Here is an 18,526-nt window from a genome sequence, read left to right on the forward strand (position 1 = left end):
AGTTTCCAGGGTTCTGAAGCTTGAGCTGGCACGAGCACGTGCTTCCTGCCAAGTCGTTAGCATGTACCCAAGCTTGGTAAGTCGTCATTCTTGACGCTGCGTACTATCGCTTTTTCGGCGATCAGGTGGCTGGAATGCGTTGATGTATGGATATCAGTCTGACTGAAGATAGAAGCGATACTGAACATGAGCAGCTATGCGAAGAAGCGTAGATCCCGCTCGGACAGCGGTAGAGGTTGTTACGCTACGTGCCATTCGGAGATTTGAGGAGAATTAACGTGTTAGGAAAAATATGGAGCGGGTAGAGGGAATCGAACTCTTATAGGACAGGAAAATCCGGAACCGTGTATGTGTGTAGGCGTGCGTAGGAGGTAAATATTCTGAAAGCGTGTAGGCGTGTATCCAAACGTAGCAGGTTTTGCTGAGGGTCATCTCTAGAATCGGAATGAACCTATCCATTTTCTGTCTTGCTCACATGTGAGCGAGGAGTGAAAATCTGGGCAAGCTACCTTTCGCCCTTGCGCACCAGAATTTTGCAAAATCAGCTATCGCCTACTCCCTCCATTTCTCGCAGGTGAGTGGATCAGCGTAGCGTCAGCGGGCTTGGAAAATTTTTCTGCCTACCTCTGGGGCTATAGATATCAGCCGCCACGTTGTGGCGGATGTCAAAAATCCTCAAAGGGTAGGAGACAGAAAAATAGCTCGATCTGTGACAGGTGCGATGAGTATGAGCCCCATATTGGTTAGGCTGCTATCAACTGATAGCGGTCAGCTTACCCTTGGGCCGACCATCCTTTTTTGACCACGTACGGCCAAATTTCAGGGAGGAAGAGCACTCTAGGCGAAACCGAGCACTTCGTAGAAACCCCCATCACAAAACTCATCTGAGTCGGCTAGGGCTAGCACCAAAGCGACTCGCCAGTCATTGGCACCATTCGTACGAGCGATCGATTCGGCGGTGCGAAGCAGATATGCTCTAACTCCGGGAGCGCCCCCTGATCTGAAGTTGTCGGCCAATCCAGTTTCTTGATCTTGCAAGTAATTGGTTATTTGCGCGACATACCTTTCGTTTAGCCTAAAGTCTCTAAGGTGTTGCCTTAAACGTTTTGTCAGTTCATTGGTCATTCCGGGGCGTCTTTCGATCCGGAATACGACGGTCAATGCGCCGTCTGAAATCTCAACGTCAGCCACCAAAAAATCATAGGCTGAGACATCGTCGAGGTATGCATGGATATGATATTTTTCTTTTACAGAAGGAGGGGTTCGTGGCTTGTGCCCATTGCACTTCGAACATGATGGTATCAAGTTCAAAGCGAATACGCTGAAACATTTATAGTGTTTTTTTGGGAGGTGATGATCTAGGTCGCGTATTTCCCCAAACCCGCAGTAGGGGCATTTTAGCGCGCCCTTTTTTAACGCCGTCCGAAGTAGGGATAGTTGACCCTTGTCGGATACCTGTGCGTAAGCAGCCAATAATAAATCTCTAGAGCCATCAGACAAGAACTTTGTCTTCCAGACTGGATTAGGCTCACCTAGTTCATCCTCGTACTCATCGTAAAGTTCTAAAATTCTGAGTTTGTCATTTTCGGATACCCCAGATCCTGCGCCTTCAGGAAAAAGTAAGTCTAAGTCGGAACGAATAGATGTTAAGCTGGGTTTAGTCAGGTTCCACACTATTTCTTCGTCCTTTTCTGAAAAGCGCGTTTGCTCATGCTGTATGACCTCGCCTGGTGGCTCATTTGACCATTTAGGAATAGTTCTTCCAAGTCCTCTTGGTCATCCAAACGATCCACTAGATCGTCCAGAACCCGATGGTAGTCAGTTGCCTCCGGGTTGAGCCCAAATACTTCGGATGTTATAAGTCCAATGCTTTCCCCAAAGGTTTCGTTGCCAACGCCCTCTACAAAAGCCCAGTCACCATCACGCTTGATAACTCTTACATCTGCCCCTAGCGTTTCTTGAACCACCACTGGGGAATGGCTGGCAATGATGCAGAACGAGTTATTATTCGCCATTATTGCCCTTACAGCGTGCATTAGGGCGGCAAGCAAGGGGGGGTGTAGGTGCGTTTCAGGCTCATCAAATAACACCAGCGAAGACGGTACCGTCACAGCGATGAGACTAGTAACTACGAGTGCAGCAATCTTATGTCCGGTGCTACATTTAAGGAAGGTTGACAGGATAATTTCTTTATCCCAGTCGTCTAGGTCGTGATCTGATAGCTCATCAAATGCTGAACCTTCGAGAAGGCCTGCGAGCAAATTATTTAGGATGCTGATCTTAGTAGTGTCGGTTATTTGAGACAGATAGAGGTAGAACTCTTCCGCGATTTTTTCAATAGATTTAAGTCGAGTAGCTCCTTGTCTATCGGCATCCCCAAAAGAACTAGCTTCGCTTTCCGCACCCTTTGCAATCCTGGATCCTTCAGCTTTCAAATCTCTGAGACCAACATAGGCAAACCTACCGGTGCCGGAGGCCATCTCATCAAGTATCTTTCTGCGATTTCGCGTGTTTGATCCTGGCAAATGAAAGCTGTCAAAGGCGCTGAATGAGATGGTCACAATACGTGGGAACCCAATTCCGGCAGGGGTTAATGTGCCGAGCGAGGTCATCTCTTTTCTTTCCGCTATCGTAGCGAATGCTAGTCGCGCGATGCGGGCTAGTACGGTGCTTTTTCCTGAACCATTGGCGCCTACGAGCACTGCCATGCGTGCGGGAAGGATAGATCTTCGGTGCCGGTACGGCTTCCGGTTTATAAATGCAAAATTCAGTGGGTTCAGCCAGTTACCAAATTTCACTGAAAAGGTTAGCTCTTCACCTGGAAGCTCTGTGTAATCTCCTGTCACCAAGCCATAGCTGATCTTTAAATACTTGTCGTCCTTGCCATCTCGGAACAGAGAGGTCGCCCAGCCGCGTTCGTTTCGAAATTTATCTTGTAATGCTTGGTCATAAACAACATCCCGTAAACCGGTTAGTGCTTGCTCTCTCCTACGCTCTGGAAGTTGTCCCAGCCGTTCATAATAGTCTAAAGACTCTCCGACTGAGCAGAAGTCATCGTCCAGCTCGTTGAAGCTCTCATTAACATGCGACCTCTCATCATCGACTTGTCCCAGTTTGAGAATTTTCACAGGCCCTATATGATCTACGATACGTTGTCCGTTTTTATCTAAAGTTACATAGGACAGGTGATACTGTGTCCTGAACCCATAATCGTCCCACTTATCCTGTTCAAGTACAAAGGCGGGTAGCCCGTCCTTCGGCCAAGTTCCATTTTGCTTCCTGATTAAAAACTTATACCGCATGGTTCAATCCTTTGCTTCCTACGATTGAGAATTTGAGATGTCTTGAAGACAAGATACCAAATTGCTACCTCAATAGGCCATCAGAAGAATGGCTGCGTTGCAACGCATTTACCTGGTTGCTGCTCTGCGACTGAGAGGGCAGCAATGCTCTGTCTCATGCTCCGCGCTCAATTCTGACCAATGGCACGAGAACGGGCAGTTACGGCTTGTTTTTTGGAAAGTGGCCTGGAAGGCTATTGCAGCGCATTTGTGAGGCTTGTTATTCGTTTTGATAGTGCAACATAGATATTGCTAAGTTCCAGATCGATCCAAAACCTATTGCTTGAATCCACGAATAGGCACAGCAGCTATACAAGCATGCAGAGGCGCCTAAATGGGATTCTGGCGCCTCCTCGTTGCTTCTGTAAAAGTGGTCACGACTCGGCGTCAGAACAGAATATTGTGCTTGGTTCGGCATTCGCCAGTTGGATGCCTATACGGCGGTTTACCATTTTTTCTTAGCGGCTTTCCTAGCTTCTTTTTCGATCCTACGTCGCTCAGCACGATTCATTGGGGTGCTAATCTCGTACTCCCCCAATCCTCCAGCCCCGAAGCTAACTGGCATCGGAAATTCGCGACTGATCCCGCCGAAATAGCGAGTTTCGTTGGCCGGGGTCTGCAAAATGTCTAGCTCCTCCATCACTGCCTCCCAATGTGCCGACTCCTCCGAGCTCAACCCGTCAGCAAGCTCGACGTAAAGGAAGTCTTGCGACGCGGCTGCTTCAGAGAAAGGCTCAGATGCGATGCCAATGGCTTCGGTCAAGTGAGGGTGTCGGATTTTCATGCCGTGGCAGTACGCGAGCAGTATGTCAGTGCGTAGCTCCCGGTATTCCTGATACCCATGATCCGGCGTCATTGGAACCGTCAGGAACACGTATCCTCTGGTCTTCGTGTCGTTGCTAAGGATCATGCGTGCGAACTTATTGCCGGGGACGCTCTTCGATAATGCGTAGCGAAAGTGGCTTGCGAGCTCGCGCCTTCCGAGTCGCGGCTCGGACGCCAGGGCGCGTAGTATTCGCTCATGGTCGATGGTTTCTGGCTCCACATGGGGAAGGCCGATCGCTGTTCCTGCGCGAACGAAAGCGGCTTGATACTCAATGAGAGCGTCCCACATGTAGCTGCCCTTGTCGGCCTCACGCTTGACCATTCTTTGGGGGCTTGAGCGATATGCCCGCCAGTCACCCTCGCCAAGTACTACGCCATTCGCACCTAAAGGCACTTTCGGCAAGGCGTGTCTACCGTCCTCGATCGTGCACATGTAGTGGGCGAGCAGTTCTTCCTCCCCTGCGATGTCCATTATGACGGCGTTTGCCCCGAAATAGAGCTCTTTGCACGACAGGTAGCCAACGAGATCCGGGACGGTGTCCAGTTCTTCAAGAAGCGTATCGACCGTTACCTCATCCAGTACGTGAACGAAGCGCTTGCCTTTCAATGGAAAACCGATCTCGAAAGGGTGATCGTAATGAGCACGCTCTTCAAGCGTGCTATTAAGCATCAGGCTACCACTGCTTCCGCCCCCGTAGTAGTCTGCGGCTGCCCTGTGCCCGCCCCGCGTGACAGCTATGAGAAAGTATCGCGCTGATGATGGGTCAGGCAGCTTTACTGGCAGCGCTGTTTGACATGATTTGTCTACGAACACGCGGCCCGGGAACCGGCGTAAAAAGCTCTCGGCCCCTGCAAGCTGCTTGACTGACTTCTCTATCGCCCGCTTATACCAGCGAGGCCAAGCAACCTTGATATCTACGTCAGTCTGAAAGGCGCAGTGCTTGTCCGAGAACAGGAGCACGTCATTGCCGAACACAACCAAGAGGTCTACCAACTCCTTCCCGTCACCCTTGCCGTTCGATCGACCTTCGTCGGTGTAAACATTAGCGTAGCTCCACAGACTTAAAAACGCTTTGCGGGCAAGACGTGCTAGAGAGCGCTCCGACTCGGTTGTACCGTCTGATTCAGCTGCTTTCTCCCAAGCGGTTTTATGGTTCATCCAGCGTTTCCTGATGTGTGTTTATGACAACATATCCGGCCTTGAGTCACCGCGTGCATCATGAACATGAGAACGACGTTGACACACCTCAATCTACAGCCTCGCAAGCCCGGATGCCCCTCCCGAATCTGATGATGGCAATCTGTATTCATACCCGTCATTATCATCAAATTGCGGCGTCGTCATGCGGACTCCATGCGAGCATTTGACGGACGTGTTGGCTATCCCAGGGAATGGATCAGATGTCTTCATCTTTAGTAACCGGGCCTTCACTAACTGAGGTCATCGACAAGCTCCTAAATCAGTCTCCGCTTAACGAGTTCGTCAAATGCGTTCAGGATTTGCACGCTCAGCCGGCAGACCTGTCCCCCAAGCTTGCTCTCCTGCATGTACGGTTCCAAGAAGACATTCCCAATACTCTTTCCTTGGCTGACTTCCTCAGCAGCCAAGCGGTTAACTATGCCTTGAGCCGAAGACGTCGTGATGCGTACATGGCGCAGCTCGCCTCTGGGAAAAATGGCGACCTATCACTTACAAGCCAAATTCACAAAGCGGTAAAAAATGCATTTATTCAGTTTCGAAAGGAGTACCCATCAAGGGCGAGCGAGGTAGGGGAAGTGCTCGCCTACTGCATCGCCGTGCATCATCTGAACGCGGCACAACTCGTGGCCAAAATGTCCTTGAAGACCTCCACAAACATGCCAGTCCACGGTCTAGATGGAATTCATGCTTCAGTGAAGGATGGCCTCCTTCACATCTTTTTTCTTGAGTCAAAATTGGCTGGTACTGCCGCGAGCGGCACTGCTGATTACGCGGAGTCGATTGCGGGTTTTGGAAGCAACAAAAAGCAATACCTGCAAGAGTATGGGCTGGCGCGCGATTTGGGGAATCTGGACGCATTGCCTCAAGCAGATAAGGATCGTCTGATGGAGTACCTGGATGTCTTCAATTCCCCTAACGCACCCAAGCGTGAGCGGTCAGTCGGTGTCATCTGTTACTCGGAGTCCCAGCACTTCGCGAACAAATTGCCGGTAGATGATGGTGCCTTGGATAAGCACGAGGTGCACTTTGGAAATCTGTACGCTAACGACCACAAACGGCACCACAAGAATGTAAGTAATCAGCTGGAAAAGCATGGCGTCGATGCGAACAAATGCATGCTCTATCTGGTAGCTGTACCCGATGTCGATGAGCTAAGAGAATTGTTCTATGACTCCTTGGGGATCTTGCCGGCGCAGTCCGATACGGCGTTAACTGTCCCATCGCCTGGGGAGGATGTGAGCGATGAGTAGTTTTGCATCAGCACTGTCTGCCCGCATGATCAGGAACGTCGATTTTAAAAATGCGCTAGGCGCTCTACAGTCCGCTGGAGCAGCCAATACGCTGCCAAGTAATATCGCAAGATCTCAAGCTGACCCTGATATCGAGGCTTTGGGTAAGCTGCTTTACTGTGCCTCAGTATTCGCACAGTCACCTGTAGAAGGCCATGTAGCGTTAGCGCAGGCTATCGCTTTCAATGCGATGCTGGTTAGCAAAGAATCCAGCGTTTTGGAGCGATGCTCATCAGTCTTGACCGAACTCGGAAATTTCCCGGGCCTCAAATATGCTGAGCTTAACTTCAAGTCAAAGCTAACCAGCCTAGCAGGTATGATTCAACGCCATGTGGTTGAGCATCTCAATACAATCAATGTGCATGGAGAAAATATAGCCCTCACAGACTACCAAAAAGGGGTATGGGACTCTTTGGAGGGGGGCTCTTCGCTGGCGATATCTGCCCCTACCTCCGCTGGCAAATCGTTTTTGGTAATTGAGCATCTATGCCGCCGTGCTGTTTCGACCAGCGGCTTCACGTTCGTCTACATTGCTCCGACTCGCGCACTGCTATCTGAAGTCCATATGAAGATCAAGGCCCGTTTGGCGAGTGACCCTGAAATCCGTGTGACGGATATCCCGACTTTCGAGCAGATGTCCAAACAGATTTTTGTGCTGACCCAAGAGCGGTTCCAGGTTCTTCTCTCTACCACTTCTGCGAGGATTGATCTTGTGGTAGTGGATGAAGCCCAGAATCTTTCTGATGGGGCCCGAGGGATGATCCTCCAAGACTGCATAGAGCAGTGTGTTGAGCGCTACAGGCGCGCACATGTCGTGATGCTCGCGCCAGGTGCGGAAGGCTTCAAGGAAGCGCTCGAAAGCCTTGGGTTACCCGAGATCCGAGAAATAGCCACGACAGTCTCCCCCGTCCTCCAAAACAGAATCGTTGTGACTAAGGGTGCAAGCACGAGCGAGCTGAATTTCAAACTACTCTCCCCAAACGGCACAGCATCGATTGGCTCGCTTACATGTGACGTGGGAATGTCTACGCGTGAGAGTCGTTTAGCTGCGGTCGCGCTTCAACTCGGTCACAACGGAGGGTCTTTGGTATATGCCAAAACTCCTACCGAAGCCGCGTCGTTAGCTAGCTCGATTGCGATGGGCGTAACTGACCCTGACTCCCTTGGGAAGAATGATGATCTGGTTGCATTTATCAAGGCGCACATTCACCCTAAATACCATCTCATTCGGATGGTTGAGAAGGGTGTAGCTTTCCATTACGGACAGATGCCCGCATTGCTTCGTGAGGCAATTGAAAACGCTTTCCGACTAGGTTCGATAAAATTCTTGGTTTGCACTACCACTTTGTTTCAGGGTATCAACCTGCCTGCACGCAATGTTTTCATCGATACACCTGCCCGTGGCAGAGGTGATAAACAGCTTCTCGAACCAGCCCTTCTGTGGAATTTCGCTGGACGGGCGGGGCGTATGGGTAAAGACATAGTCGGGAATGTATTTTTGGTGGATTACGATTCGTGGAGTGACCATCCCATGGATAGGTTTACAAAATTCACCATAAAATCCGCCCTAGGCGAGGTAATTACTAATAACGCGCATGACGTCCTAAAATTTTTAAGAGAGGATGTTTTCTCCGCGAAGCCTCGTGACGAGGGTCGTAAAAACGCTGTTGCATCTGCTGGGATGCTAAGGAAACTCTGAAAAAGACTTCCTAATTTGGCAAAATCTCCGGACACCAGTCGCCGAGCTTTTCGATGATGAAACAGATGACCTTCGCCGACGCCGAGTATGCCGGCAAGCGCAAGCAGACCCGTAAGGAATTGTTCCTGATCGAGATGGATCAGGTGGTGCCCTGGAAAGGTTTGATTGCCCTGATTGAGCCCTATTATCCAAAAGGAGAAGGTGGCCGGCCCGCCTACCCACTGATGGCGATGCTGCGTGTTCATCTGATGCAGAACTGGTTCGGCTACAGCGATCCGGCGATGGAAGAAGCGCTGTATGAGACGACCATCCTGCGTCAGTTTTCAGGCCTGAGCCTGGAGCGAATTCCAGACGAAACCACCATTCTCAACTTCCGTCGTCTGCTGGAAAAGCACGAGTTGGCGACCGGGATTCTCGGCGTAATTAATGGTTATCTGGGCGACCGTGGCTTGTCGTTGCGTCAAGGCACCATCGTCGATGCCACGCTGATTCACGCGCCCAGTTCGACCAAGAACAAGGATGGCAAACGCGATCCTGAGATGCATCAAACCAAGAAAGGTAACCAGTACTATTTCGGCGCCAAGGCTCACATCGGCGCCGACGACGAGTCAGGCCTGGTGCACAGCGTGGTAGTAACAGCGGCCAATGTGGCAGACGTCACGCAGGTTGCCAAACTGCTGCACGGCGAGGAAAACGTAGTCTGCGCCGACGCAGGTTACACCGGGGTCGAGAAGCGCGAAGAACACGCCGGGCGCAAGGTCATTTGGCAGATTGCCGCCCGCCGCAGCACTTACAAAAAGCACGGAAAACGCAGTATTTTGTACAAGGCGATCCGCAAAATCGAGAAGGCCAAGGCCCAGGTTCGCGCCAAGGTCGAGCATCCGTTTCGGGTCATCAAACGCCAGTTTGGCTATGAAAAAGTGCGCTTTCGGGGCTTGGCCAAGAACACCGCGCAGATGGTGACGTTGTTCGCCCTGTCAAACCTGTGGATGGCCCGCCGACATTTGTTGGCGAGCGCAGGAGAGGTGCGCGTGTAATGCAGGAAATGGTTACCGCAAAAGGCTTTGCAGCGGCCGAAAGAGCTAAAAAGCGAAGATAATTGAGCAAATTTCGACATGCATCGTTTTTTGAAAAGTGCTGAGGACTCGGTAGCCGGAAAACATCCGGCTACTTCAGACCTTCCCTAATATCCAAAGCAAGACAGGGTAGCGTGCAGAGTTTTCTCGAACGAGTGGCGCCAGAGCTAGATATTCTGGACTCTCGTTTGCTTTGCAACGCATCTAAAGCCGCTTCAGAACGTTTGGAGTTACCGCTCAATGTTCTCAATGCCAATTGGACTTTAGATCTGTTTGCTTTGAACGGGCTTATGATTTTTTTGAAGGGATCTTTGGCCGATGGTAGCATCGAGCAGATGATTCCACGTCACCCCGCTGATCTGGGCAGTAAATCATTCAAGTATTATCGAGATATTTTCAACGTAATTTTCAAATACATTAAAGGTTTTGAAGGGAATTTCGGCGGTTACGTCTCAAGAATCGCGATTCGATGGATGGAGGGAAAGCCTTATCCAGTAATATTAAAGTTTGAGATTGAGGCCAAAGAGGTAGGGATTCAGAAAAAGCGTGACATTGAAAGTATGAATGTTCGTACCGTCAAAGGTTACAGGGCCAAAAGCATCAAACCACTCAATCCAAGCAAGGTGATCAAAGATACATTCGATACTATCGAGGACGTAATTCGCTTCCAGTTGGTGCAGATGGGCAAAGCCTATATTGATATTTTGGCCCACATTATGACTGAAAATGGACTGAGCCACAGGGTGCCGGAGATTTTTGATTTCGCGCTTGCGTTGGAATTGGGAGTCAATACCGTCACAGCGCGTGCGTTCCTTGAGCTTGGCCTATCTCGTATCGCGGCGGCAGAGCTGCAGCGCATAGTGCCCAATAGCGAACTCGATAGTGCCGCAGCCCGGCAGATCATTCTGGAATTTGACGGTACGGCCCACACTTTGAGCCAGGTGATCATTGACGAGATAGCGAAGGTGCGTGCGGCGCTACTCAGTAGTTCCGTGACAGCAGATTAAGGTGGACGGGCGATAGCCAGAGGGGGCGCGGCTCTGTAACTTCGCCTTCACCTGCAGCGATTGATGGATCTCGCACTGCGTTCGGCGAGGCTACTCTGCATCATATGCTGAGCTCTGAACGCAGAGTTCTGCTTACGTCAATCGAGTGACGACTCCCGACCCGCTGGCCTCCTGGGGGTACACGTGCGACGATCGCACCGCCTCCAGGGAGCAAGCCATCTGGATTCTGGGCGAGATAGTACTTGAAGGTAGGGGCAACGCTGAACTCAACCTCGGTGATGAGATGAAAGACCGCGTATTTTACTCTTGGCAATCCGACAGCCCCGGCAACACCAATAGAAACTTCATTTTGCAGGCGCTGGAAATAGCGATCGCAGACATACACAAAGACCAGACGACCGACGTTGAACCGGTCATTGATCGGGACACCCTTGGTCTGGCTGGGTCACCAGACATTAGCCACTCCATTTTCGAAAAGATTGATGCCGCCTCAGTGTTCGTGTGCGATGTCTCGATCATCGACCTCTCGACAGCCAGGTCAACACCGAATCCAAATGTGCTGGTTGAGCTAGGCTACGCGATCAAGGCCTTAGGCTGGAACCGCATCATTATGGTGATGAACATCGCGTATGGCGGGCCCGACAAGCTTCCCTTCGACCTGAGATCCAAACGAGCGCTGACGTACACTATCGAGGCTGACGCAGATGAGAAGGCTCCCGTGAGGAAAGGCTTGACGAAAACGTTTGTGGCGGCTTTGCAACTGATTTTCGAATCCCATGGGTCTCGTAAGACAGCCCAAGCAAGCGTTGAGGCAGCCGGCACTGAATCCCCACCACGCTCGACCGATGCTGCGCTTTTCGAGCGATTCAAGACCGAGCTCCCCTCCAAAGGAAGCATCAGCTTTATTGATGAACATAACATGGCTGGGTTCTTATGGCGCCTCTCTAACCTCGACCAGTTAAGCCGTTTTTACCATGAGTGGGATGACGTCGAGCACGAGTTCATCGATGCCGAAATGGAAAAGATGCGCTCTCAGCTACATGGATTGGTTGGCGACTATCTGGGCCAGATCGCTGTCAATACGTTCCCTGCCTATAATCCGGACTTCCAAACCGTCCCTCCGGAATGGGAAGAGACAAAGCCTGAGCACTTTTTTTCAGTAGTCAATCGGTTGCACGCAACTGCAGGAGAGATTGTCAAATTGCACAATGATCTCTTCCGACTTGGCAAGATGAAATTCGATCGCTGAGCATCCAGACAGGTACGCTCCAACTGCCAGACGCTTAGCAGAATCGGCCTGAAGCCACCACAATGTGATGCGGTGGCTTAACCAAAACTGCGATGCGCGTTTCCATGTGAGGACGGGTCAGGAATCTACGTTGGCATCTGCCAAGCGGCTGTTGCTTGAAAAGCTCTCACTCGCTTTATCGAATGCCCAGCTGTAAACCGTCGTGTATGGCAAGCTAGAGTGACGATCTAGGGAAATTTTGTCGAGTAAGGACGGGTTACATGATAAGCGAGACTGACGTACACACCCGTCCCAATAGATCTCCGGCGAATTTCCGTAATTGGTAGTTCTGTCTCAATGCACTGAATTAGCTCATGCTAGAAGTTCCAGTGCGGGTGCTTGTTTGGGGGTGGCTCGTGAGTAGAGCTTTTTGTAAGCCTTCTCTATTCGTTCGTCTAATGCCTCAAGCAAGCTGTCAAACTTCGGAGGATGACTGTCAAAGTAAGGGTTGTTGCGCATGTAGTCGAGCATAGTGTTCATAAATTGTTTCTTGTGACTGTCCTCTACCTCAACGGAGATGATTGTCTTCGCCGCATCATAGTCTATTTCCAGCCAGCTAGGGTGTTCTGCTTTGACTTGATAAATCCAGTCGTCTGGAAATACGCTTTCAATTGCACCTCCAGGAACATATGTGTAATCTCTATCGGGGAGAAAGCCACCCCTAGTTCCTAGATATCCCTTCAGCTCCTTAGTAGCTTTAAGACCCGCATCGTCGCAGTCAAAGAGGGATACTGCAACCACTTCCTTTCGTATGAATTCGTAGTTAGCTCTTAAGAAACCAACCAGATTACTGCAACCTCCAAAACTGGTTACCCGCAAATCACAACTCTGCATGAAAAGCTTGCGTTCATGCTTGTGATTATAGCTTTCCATGGCGGCTTTTAGATACTCAACGTCTGTCTCGCCTTCTACGAATATATTTACTTCGGAAAGGCTGAAGTAATCTGAAAACTTAACGCCCAGCGCGCCTCTGATATCAGACGTTGCATCGTGGATAGTTTTATACGTTGTGATCGTGGTACTGTTTGCCTCAGGGCTGAATGTTATGCCTGCAATATTTAGTGGATCATTTGGTAAAAAGCTCAGACTATGTGTGGTTTTGACTACGGTTGAGGATTTGCCCAGTCGTCCCAATACCCGAGATGCCTTGTTTGCTAAGGCAGGGTGCATATAGGTTTCAGGTTCTTCGATCAGCCACACGATATGATTATCTGACTGTTGCTTTGTAACCCATTCTAGCGCTGAAAAAAGTACAGTTGACTGGACTCCCATTCCTTTAGAGTAAATTGAGGTCTTAGATCTGTCGTCTACTTCTAAATCAAGCGTGGCTATAAGGTTTTCCAGTGCATCTTCAGGATAGTCTAACGTGACGTTAACGTTTTCTACCCCTGACTGAAGGAGAGTGTCATTGATGCTGGAGCTCAAGGATTTTATACTGTTTTTTATCACTTCATGATATGGGCTAATAGCCTTGGCTATTTCTTTCTTAACAAGCGGCATTACGAAATCTGAATATATTTTTTCTACGGATTTTTCAGATGGGATTCTGTAACATTTAAAATAACTTAGTACTTTGTCTATGACATGGCGTTGTAGGTCTGAGTACTCCAGACGTCTTTTTAAGTTTTGTTTGACGCCTGGAAAGATTTGGTATACTGGTACTGGTCTGAAGACTAGGTTTAATGAAAAGCTGGTCGCGATATCATCTTGTTTTTCTTCATCCAAAAGCTTTTTCATTTTTATCAAGGCTTTGTGAATGTCGTTATCGAATGGGTCTGATAAGTCAAGTGAAAAGAAGCAGGTCAAACTTGTCTGAACACCGTCGTGGCCAAATGGGAGATCAGCTTCAGCAGAATATCCAACTTGATCAGTTCTGGCCGTGAAAAAATAGTACAGGGCCAGTAGTGTGTTAGATTTTCCGCTATTGTTCGGGCCTACAATCGTCATCCCATCTTGGAGGTTGATTGTTTGATCGCCGGTGATTGTGCGAAAGTTCTTAATTCTAAAACTTTTGATTTTCATAGGTGCTCCATCACTTTTTCCCGATAATGGCACAGTGCCTGGTTTGCTGTCACCAGCGAGCTATGAGCAATCGGCTGTCCGGCACCTCTTGGTCAATGTCGATCACTTCCCCTCTGATCGTTTGCCTACTTGGCTTTTTCAAGTGGGGAGCGCTTTCATGGCCGTTGGGATTGTTCTCTTTTAGGGGCTGAATACATACCTTGAGGGGTTATGGGCAATTTTCGTCCACGCGCTGTGATCGTGGGGAGGTGGTTTTGGCAAGGGAATACGAATGGAGGCCATCGTTTTTTGGCCGTCTGCTCACGGGCCGCCGCCGCGGTCGTTGCGCTTGATAAACGTGCGTTTCGAATTGGACGTGAAGGATGAGAGGGTCGAGATCGATCTCGAAAGAGGTGATCACATCAGTGCTCGCCGAGGTATTCTCTGGGGTCGCCTGTCCTTCCTGGATGGGATGTTGAGGGGCCTACCCAAAACATCTGTGGCGAGGCTCAACGAAGAAATTGCAGGCGTGATGAGTTTTCACCAGCGCCTTGTAGCGGAGAGGCTGGTGGAGGCCGAGCGACGCAGGCTCGTGCGAGTCGAACTCTTCAGGTCTGCGTATGCACTCGTCACGACGTGGTTGGCCGTGGCAGACCGCCTGTTGAATGATTCGATAGGCGAAGGTTTAGCGTGTAGGCTGAATAATTGTGTTTACCTAAAATTTTGGTCAAATGTTCTGAGGGGCGCTCACGGTCAAAAATCAGGTGTGTGAGCTCCTGAATAGGCCTTCAAAATCTAGCTACCCTCAGGCAGACCTAAGCTGGGAGTGCCCGCCAATCGGCTGAATAGCTAGCCTTCAGGGAATAGGCGCTTCGGAGCTCAGAACTACCAGGAGTTTCCTCGCAACCCCCGGCGGAGTACCAAGATGCGTGCTGCAAATCGAAGTGAAGCTGAAGTCATTGAAGAGCTTGTCGAACTGACAGCCCAGTCTGGTTACGTTCATGCGATTGCCGGGATCTGCTACCGAGACAATATGGTGTCCTTTCAGGGGGAGCATGAGGCTTCCGATCTCAGCCATATGTACGATCCTACTCGTCTTAATCGGAACGAAACTACCATGCTGTTGGGGCTGATGATGAGGCAGCACCTTGATTTGACCGAGCCTGACAACGCAACGCTCTTGAGTTATGTAACGCTTACTGATGGCCTGATGGAGGAGCTTCATCAGTCAATGAGTGGAGCGGCCATGGTGGAAATGATCAGCCACGTCGGCAACGCAGAAGGCATGGACGATTTCTGGCAGGGTGAAATGATGAAGGAGCCAATTTTCTATGGCGCCGAGTCCGCTTACAGCTTCCAGTACCGAGATTTCTTTGTGGAGAAGCATGCTGTCGATGACGACTGGCTTATCCGAGTGAAAGGTTTTTCCAGCGGGCAAGCGTGTCGGATCGCGAGAGCTATGTGTGATTTGATGGACTCCAGAGCGACGAAGGACACTCGGTCGAGTTTCGACTTGAAGGCAGGAGAAATACCACTAGAGTCGGTGGTGAGTTTTTATGAATTTACTGCGGCAGAGGTTGCTCAGCGTGCCAGTCAAGATCTCGCAGTGGTTGAGGCATTCTTCGACGTTTTTTCGTTTAGCGGCAACAATGCCGGCTTCAAAGAGGTGGGTGACTTCAACCAGGTGAATGCGACTCCGCTGCTTCCGACTGGAAGGGGCTCAGTACTGCTGTTTTCTCACTACGCAATTTATGAGGCGCTGTACGAGTCGCCTTTTTTCTGGATGAACCAAGACAAGGCTTACAAGCAGCAGGCGTCCGACAACCGTGGCGCGTTCACTGAGCGATTCTCTTACCGTCGTTTAGTTGCGGTGTTCGGTGCGGCAAATGTCCACACCAACGTCAATTTGTACGAGGGGAAAAGGATCGTTGCTGAGGCTGATGTACTGGTTGTTTTCGGCGACCGGGTGATCATCGTCCAAGCCAAGTCTAAAAAGCTGACGTTGGCCGCCCGCAAGGGCAGCGATGGACAAATCAAGGCCGACTTTGCAGCTGCGATTCAGAAAGCCTACGACCAGGGGGCCGAATGTGCGACGGCGATTCTTTCAGGTAAGTGCCGGCTTGAAAATGATCGGGGCCAGACGGTCGATTTACCGGAAAACATCAGAGAAATCTATCCGCTCTGCGTGGTGTCGGATCACTACCCTGCGCTCGCCTTCCAGGCTAGTCAGTATCTGAAGTATTCGGCTGATGCGATCATCCGCCCTCCCTTTGTTATGGACATATTCTTTCTCGATGTCCTCGCTGAGATGCTGGACACGCCGTTGCGTTTCCTCAGCTACGTCCGCATGCGCATCGATGCGATCGAGAAGTTAATGATCAGTCATGAACTCGTCGCGCTTGCATATCACCTTCATTCCAATCTGTGGCTTCAAGACGAATTCAGCATGTTGATGTTGGATGATTCGATCGCAGCTGACCTTGATGTCGCCATGATCGTGAGGCGTGAAGGACTTGCAGGAAAGCGGGTTCCGGAGGGACTGTTGACAAAAATGAATGGATCCTACTACGAGCGTCTGATCGAGCAGATCGAGCGCCGTCCAGTCCCGTCAACAATGGAGCTGGGATTCACTCTTTTGTCGATGGGGGAAGACACGTGCAGCGCCATTCATAAAGCCATAGATAGTCTTATCAAGCAGACGAAGCTTGATGGGAAGCGGCATGACTTCACTGCTGGTATGACGGGCGCAGGGAGCGGGATCTGTGTGCATTGCAATCCTGAGCCTAGCGAGGACGCCATTAAAGTCCTAGAAGTGCAGTGCGCCAAGCGAAAGTACGTTCAGCGAACTGCAAGTTGGTTTGGCGTGTCGGTTGGTTTGGAGGGGGAACTCCAATTCGGCGTAACGCTTGAGTTTCCTTGGGAGCGCTCACTAGCGATGGATGCCCTAACCCAAGGAATGAAGCCTCCTTCATCAGTAGCTCAAGGAATGAAAGCCATGGAGCGCGCGTTGATCCCAAGGAAATACGGGCGCAACGAACTCTGTCCCTGCGGAAGCGGTTTTAAGTACAAAAACTGCTGTCTCTAGACTGCGCGTAGCGTCGTCATGCTGAGGTCTGAATGCAGATCAACGTGGGCAGCCTCCCATCATCAGAACGGCCCGCCCTGTGTGCAGCAATGCCCTGGGGCGGGCTACGCAGCGGCATTTACATTGGTTTTTGCCAATCAGAGGTGGCGTAGCGGTACCGGGGGTTTTGAACCTTCGGGCTGCCGAATTTTTCTTCGTCGATGACGAACGACTTGGCCATGAGGTCTCGAACACCACCGAGGCGCTCCATCGACGTCAGCTCAGCCGTGATGTCCTTTACGACGGTCGTGAACGCCTTGGTCGACTGCGACTTCATGAACTCAGGGGTGGACAGGGCAAACTCGCGATCCGGTAAGCCCGGAATGCCGGCCCATCCAGTCATGGTGTTAACCGCTTTGATCAGGAAGCTTCCTTGGATGCCTTGGGCAGAGGGCACGCCGTATTTGCGTTTCAGGTCGCCGCAAATCTTGTCAACATCGCCTATCAATTTGGTCACCAACCTGTTGCCGTCACCGATGCCCTTTTCATCGAACGCGACCCGTATTTCCTTCAGAGTCTGTCGGATGGTGACGAAGTGGTCTTCGTCGCGAATCTGCTTGGCAGCCATGATCGCGTTCGGCACGCTGCCGGAGACCTGGGTCATCCAGGCTAAAAAAGTGGCAGGTCGAGAGCGACAGTCTGCGCACCCCCGTGAGATTTGATTTCAGCGATGCTCGTCTGTGTTTTGCTGGAGAGGTTGGCCAGGAGGCGAGCCGTGAAGTCGTGACCGAAGAAGCCGCTTTTTTTCAGCCAGTGCAACTGATAGGCATGGCGTATCGGATGAATAAACGAGTCGGCCTTAAGGTGCTTAGCTGCCATGGAATAGTAGATGGACTTGTAGGCCAGCCAGTTCAGGGAAGCGATGAACATCTCAAGCTGCTTTGTGGCGCCGCCGAAATCTTCGGGCTTCTTCCTGGCGAAGTCTTGCTCGGTGAAGATGTGGCCATCGGAGCCTACGAGTTTCACTTCTTGCGACCAGCGTCCACGTGTGTCGCCCACGTCTGCCAATTCGGCAAAGATTGCAGCGCTCAAGGCGCTGTACTTGCCGTAGGCATCAGTGGCTTGGTGCCCGAGCATTCTCATGGTCAGGTAGTACACGCTGGAAGATTTATCCCAGGTGCAGAGCATGTTCATTTTCAGCTGCTCCAGGAGACCTGCGAAGTCCTCATCGACGAACTTACCTCCGCGAATCTCGGGGCGGATCAGCGCGGCTTCCCGTTGTGCAACCTCGTCGACCGTCTGCAGTTCGAACTGGGTTGGGTCAACGAAGCGCAGGTACGGGAACTGCTTTTTCCGCGCTTCCCGGTGCTGAGGCTTGTAGTTGTCGATGCACAGCAGGTCATCGTAGAAAAGAATGCCCTGGAGGAAATTCTCTACAGCGCACAGGTCTCCATTGATCGTGTCGGTGTTTTGTACCGTGACAGCTCCAGTGGCACGCTGGACAGCTGTGAGGGTGGCATTGTCTATAAGTGCGTAGGTCATGAGCTCGTTGCCCTGTCGTGTTGTGGTTACGATGATAACCACCCTGGCCAGAAACTGAGCAGGCCGAAAAGCATCGGTAGCCGTTTCTATCACGAGGTTGATTCGCGCCAACTAGCGGATGTTGAGCGGGGGGGGGGCTCGTCGGCCCGTCATGCGGATGATTTCGTTCCGGCGGTCAAGAGAGCGTTTCGAG

12 protein-coding genes are annotated in these 18,526 nt (G+C 50.9%); 6 read left to right on the plus strand and 6 right to left on the minus strand.

Annotated features, from left to right (window positions below; genetic code table 11):
- Positions 1–837: 837 nt before the first annotated feature.
- From LJU29_RS06395 to LJU29_RS06405, 3 genes are all read right to left on the minus strand, one after another.
- Positions 838–1,674, minus strand: coding sequence for an HNH endonuclease signature motif containing protein (locus tag LJU29_RS06395; protein ID WP_257111834.1), 837 nt, complete (start codon positions 1,672–1,674; stop codon positions 838–840).
- A complete protein-coding gene (locus LJU29_RS06400; RefSeq protein ID WP_257111836.1) occupies positions 1,674–3,302 on the minus strand; it encodes an ATP-binding protein in 1,629 nt (542 codons plus the stop codon). The genes LJU29_RS06395 and LJU29_RS06400 overlap by 1 nt, the downstream gene beginning before the upstream one ends.
- Positions 3,303–3,786: 484 nt before the next feature.
- Complete coding sequence (locus tag LJU29_RS06405) at positions 3,787–5,325, minus strand: hypothetical protein (RefSeq protein ID WP_257111838.1); 1,539 nt, start codon at positions 5,323–5,325, stop codon at positions 3,787–3,789.
- Positions 5,326–5,567: 242 nt separating this feature from the next.
- Between LJU29_RS06405 and LJU29_RS06410 the strand changes: the two genes are divergently transcribed.
- The 5 genes from LJU29_RS06410 to LJU29_RS06430 all read left to right on the plus strand — a co-directional run bounded on the left by LJU29_RS06410 (position 5,568) and on the right by LJU29_RS06430 (position 11,687).
- On the plus strand, positions 5,568–6,617 hold the full coding sequence (locus LJU29_RS06410) for a HamA C-terminal domain-containing protein (RefSeq protein WP_257111839.1): 1,050 nt from the start codon (positions 5,568–5,570) through the stop codon (positions 6,615–6,617).
- A complete protein-coding gene (locus LJU29_RS06415; RefSeq protein WP_257111840.1) occupies positions 6,610–8,355 on the plus strand; it encodes a DEAD/DEAH box helicase in 1,746 nt (581 codons plus the stop codon). The genes LJU29_RS06410 and LJU29_RS06415 overlap by 8 nt, the downstream gene beginning before the upstream one ends.
- A 56-nt stretch (positions 8,356–8,411) precedes the next feature.
- Complete coding sequence (locus tag LJU29_RS06420; protein WP_054078085.1) at positions 8,412–9,392, plus strand: IS5-like element ISPsy2 family transposase; 981 nt, start codon at positions 8,412–8,414, stop codon at positions 9,390–9,392.
- 173 nt (positions 9,393–9,565) lie between these two features.
- A complete protein-coding gene (locus LJU29_RS06425; protein WP_257111841.1) occupies positions 9,566–10,438 on the plus strand; it encodes a hypothetical protein in 873 nt (290 codons plus the stop codon).
- Positions 10,439–10,583: 145 nt separating this feature from the next.
- On the plus strand, positions 10,584–11,687 hold the full coding sequence (locus LJU29_RS06430; RefSeq protein WP_257111843.1) for a nucleotide-binding protein: 1,104 nt from the start codon (positions 10,584–10,586) through the stop codon (positions 11,685–11,687).
- A gap of 351 nt (positions 11,688–12,038) precedes the next feature.
- Here LJU29_RS06430 and LJU29_RS06435 read toward each other — a convergent pair whose 3' ends face one another.
- A complete protein-coding gene (locus LJU29_RS06435) occupies positions 12,039–13,748 on the minus strand; it encodes an ATP-dependent nuclease (RefSeq protein ID WP_054085218.1) in 1,710 nt (569 codons plus the stop codon).
- Between the two features lie 904 nt (positions 13,749–14,652).
- On the opposite strand from LJU29_RS06435, the gene LJU29_RS06440 reads away from it, so the two are divergent.
- Complete coding sequence (locus LJU29_RS06440; protein WP_257111844.1) at positions 14,653–16,812, plus strand: YecA family protein; 2,160 nt, start codon at positions 14,653–14,655, stop codon at positions 16,810–16,812.
- Between the two features lie 118 nt (positions 16,813–16,930).
- Here LJU29_RS06440 and LJU29_RS06445 read toward each other — a convergent pair whose 3' ends face one another.
- Positions 16,931–17,455: a hypothetical protein gene (locus LJU29_RS06445; protein WP_257111845.1), complete on the minus strand. Its 525-nt coding sequence runs from the start codon at positions 17,453–17,455 to the stop codon at positions 16,931–16,933.
- Between the two features lie 5 nt (positions 17,456–17,460).
- A complete protein-coding gene (locus LJU29_RS06450) occupies positions 17,461–18,333 on the minus strand; it encodes a hypothetical protein (protein ID WP_257111846.1) in 873 nt (290 codons plus the stop codon).
- Between the last annotated feature and the right edge of the window lie 193 nt (positions 18,334–18,526).

Source organism: Pseudomonas ficuserectae, assembly GCF_024584585.1.
In the GTDB taxonomy this organism is placed as follows: Bacteria; Pseudomonadota; Gammaproteobacteria; order Pseudomonadales; family Pseudomonadaceae; genus Aquipseudomonas; species Aquipseudomonas amygdali.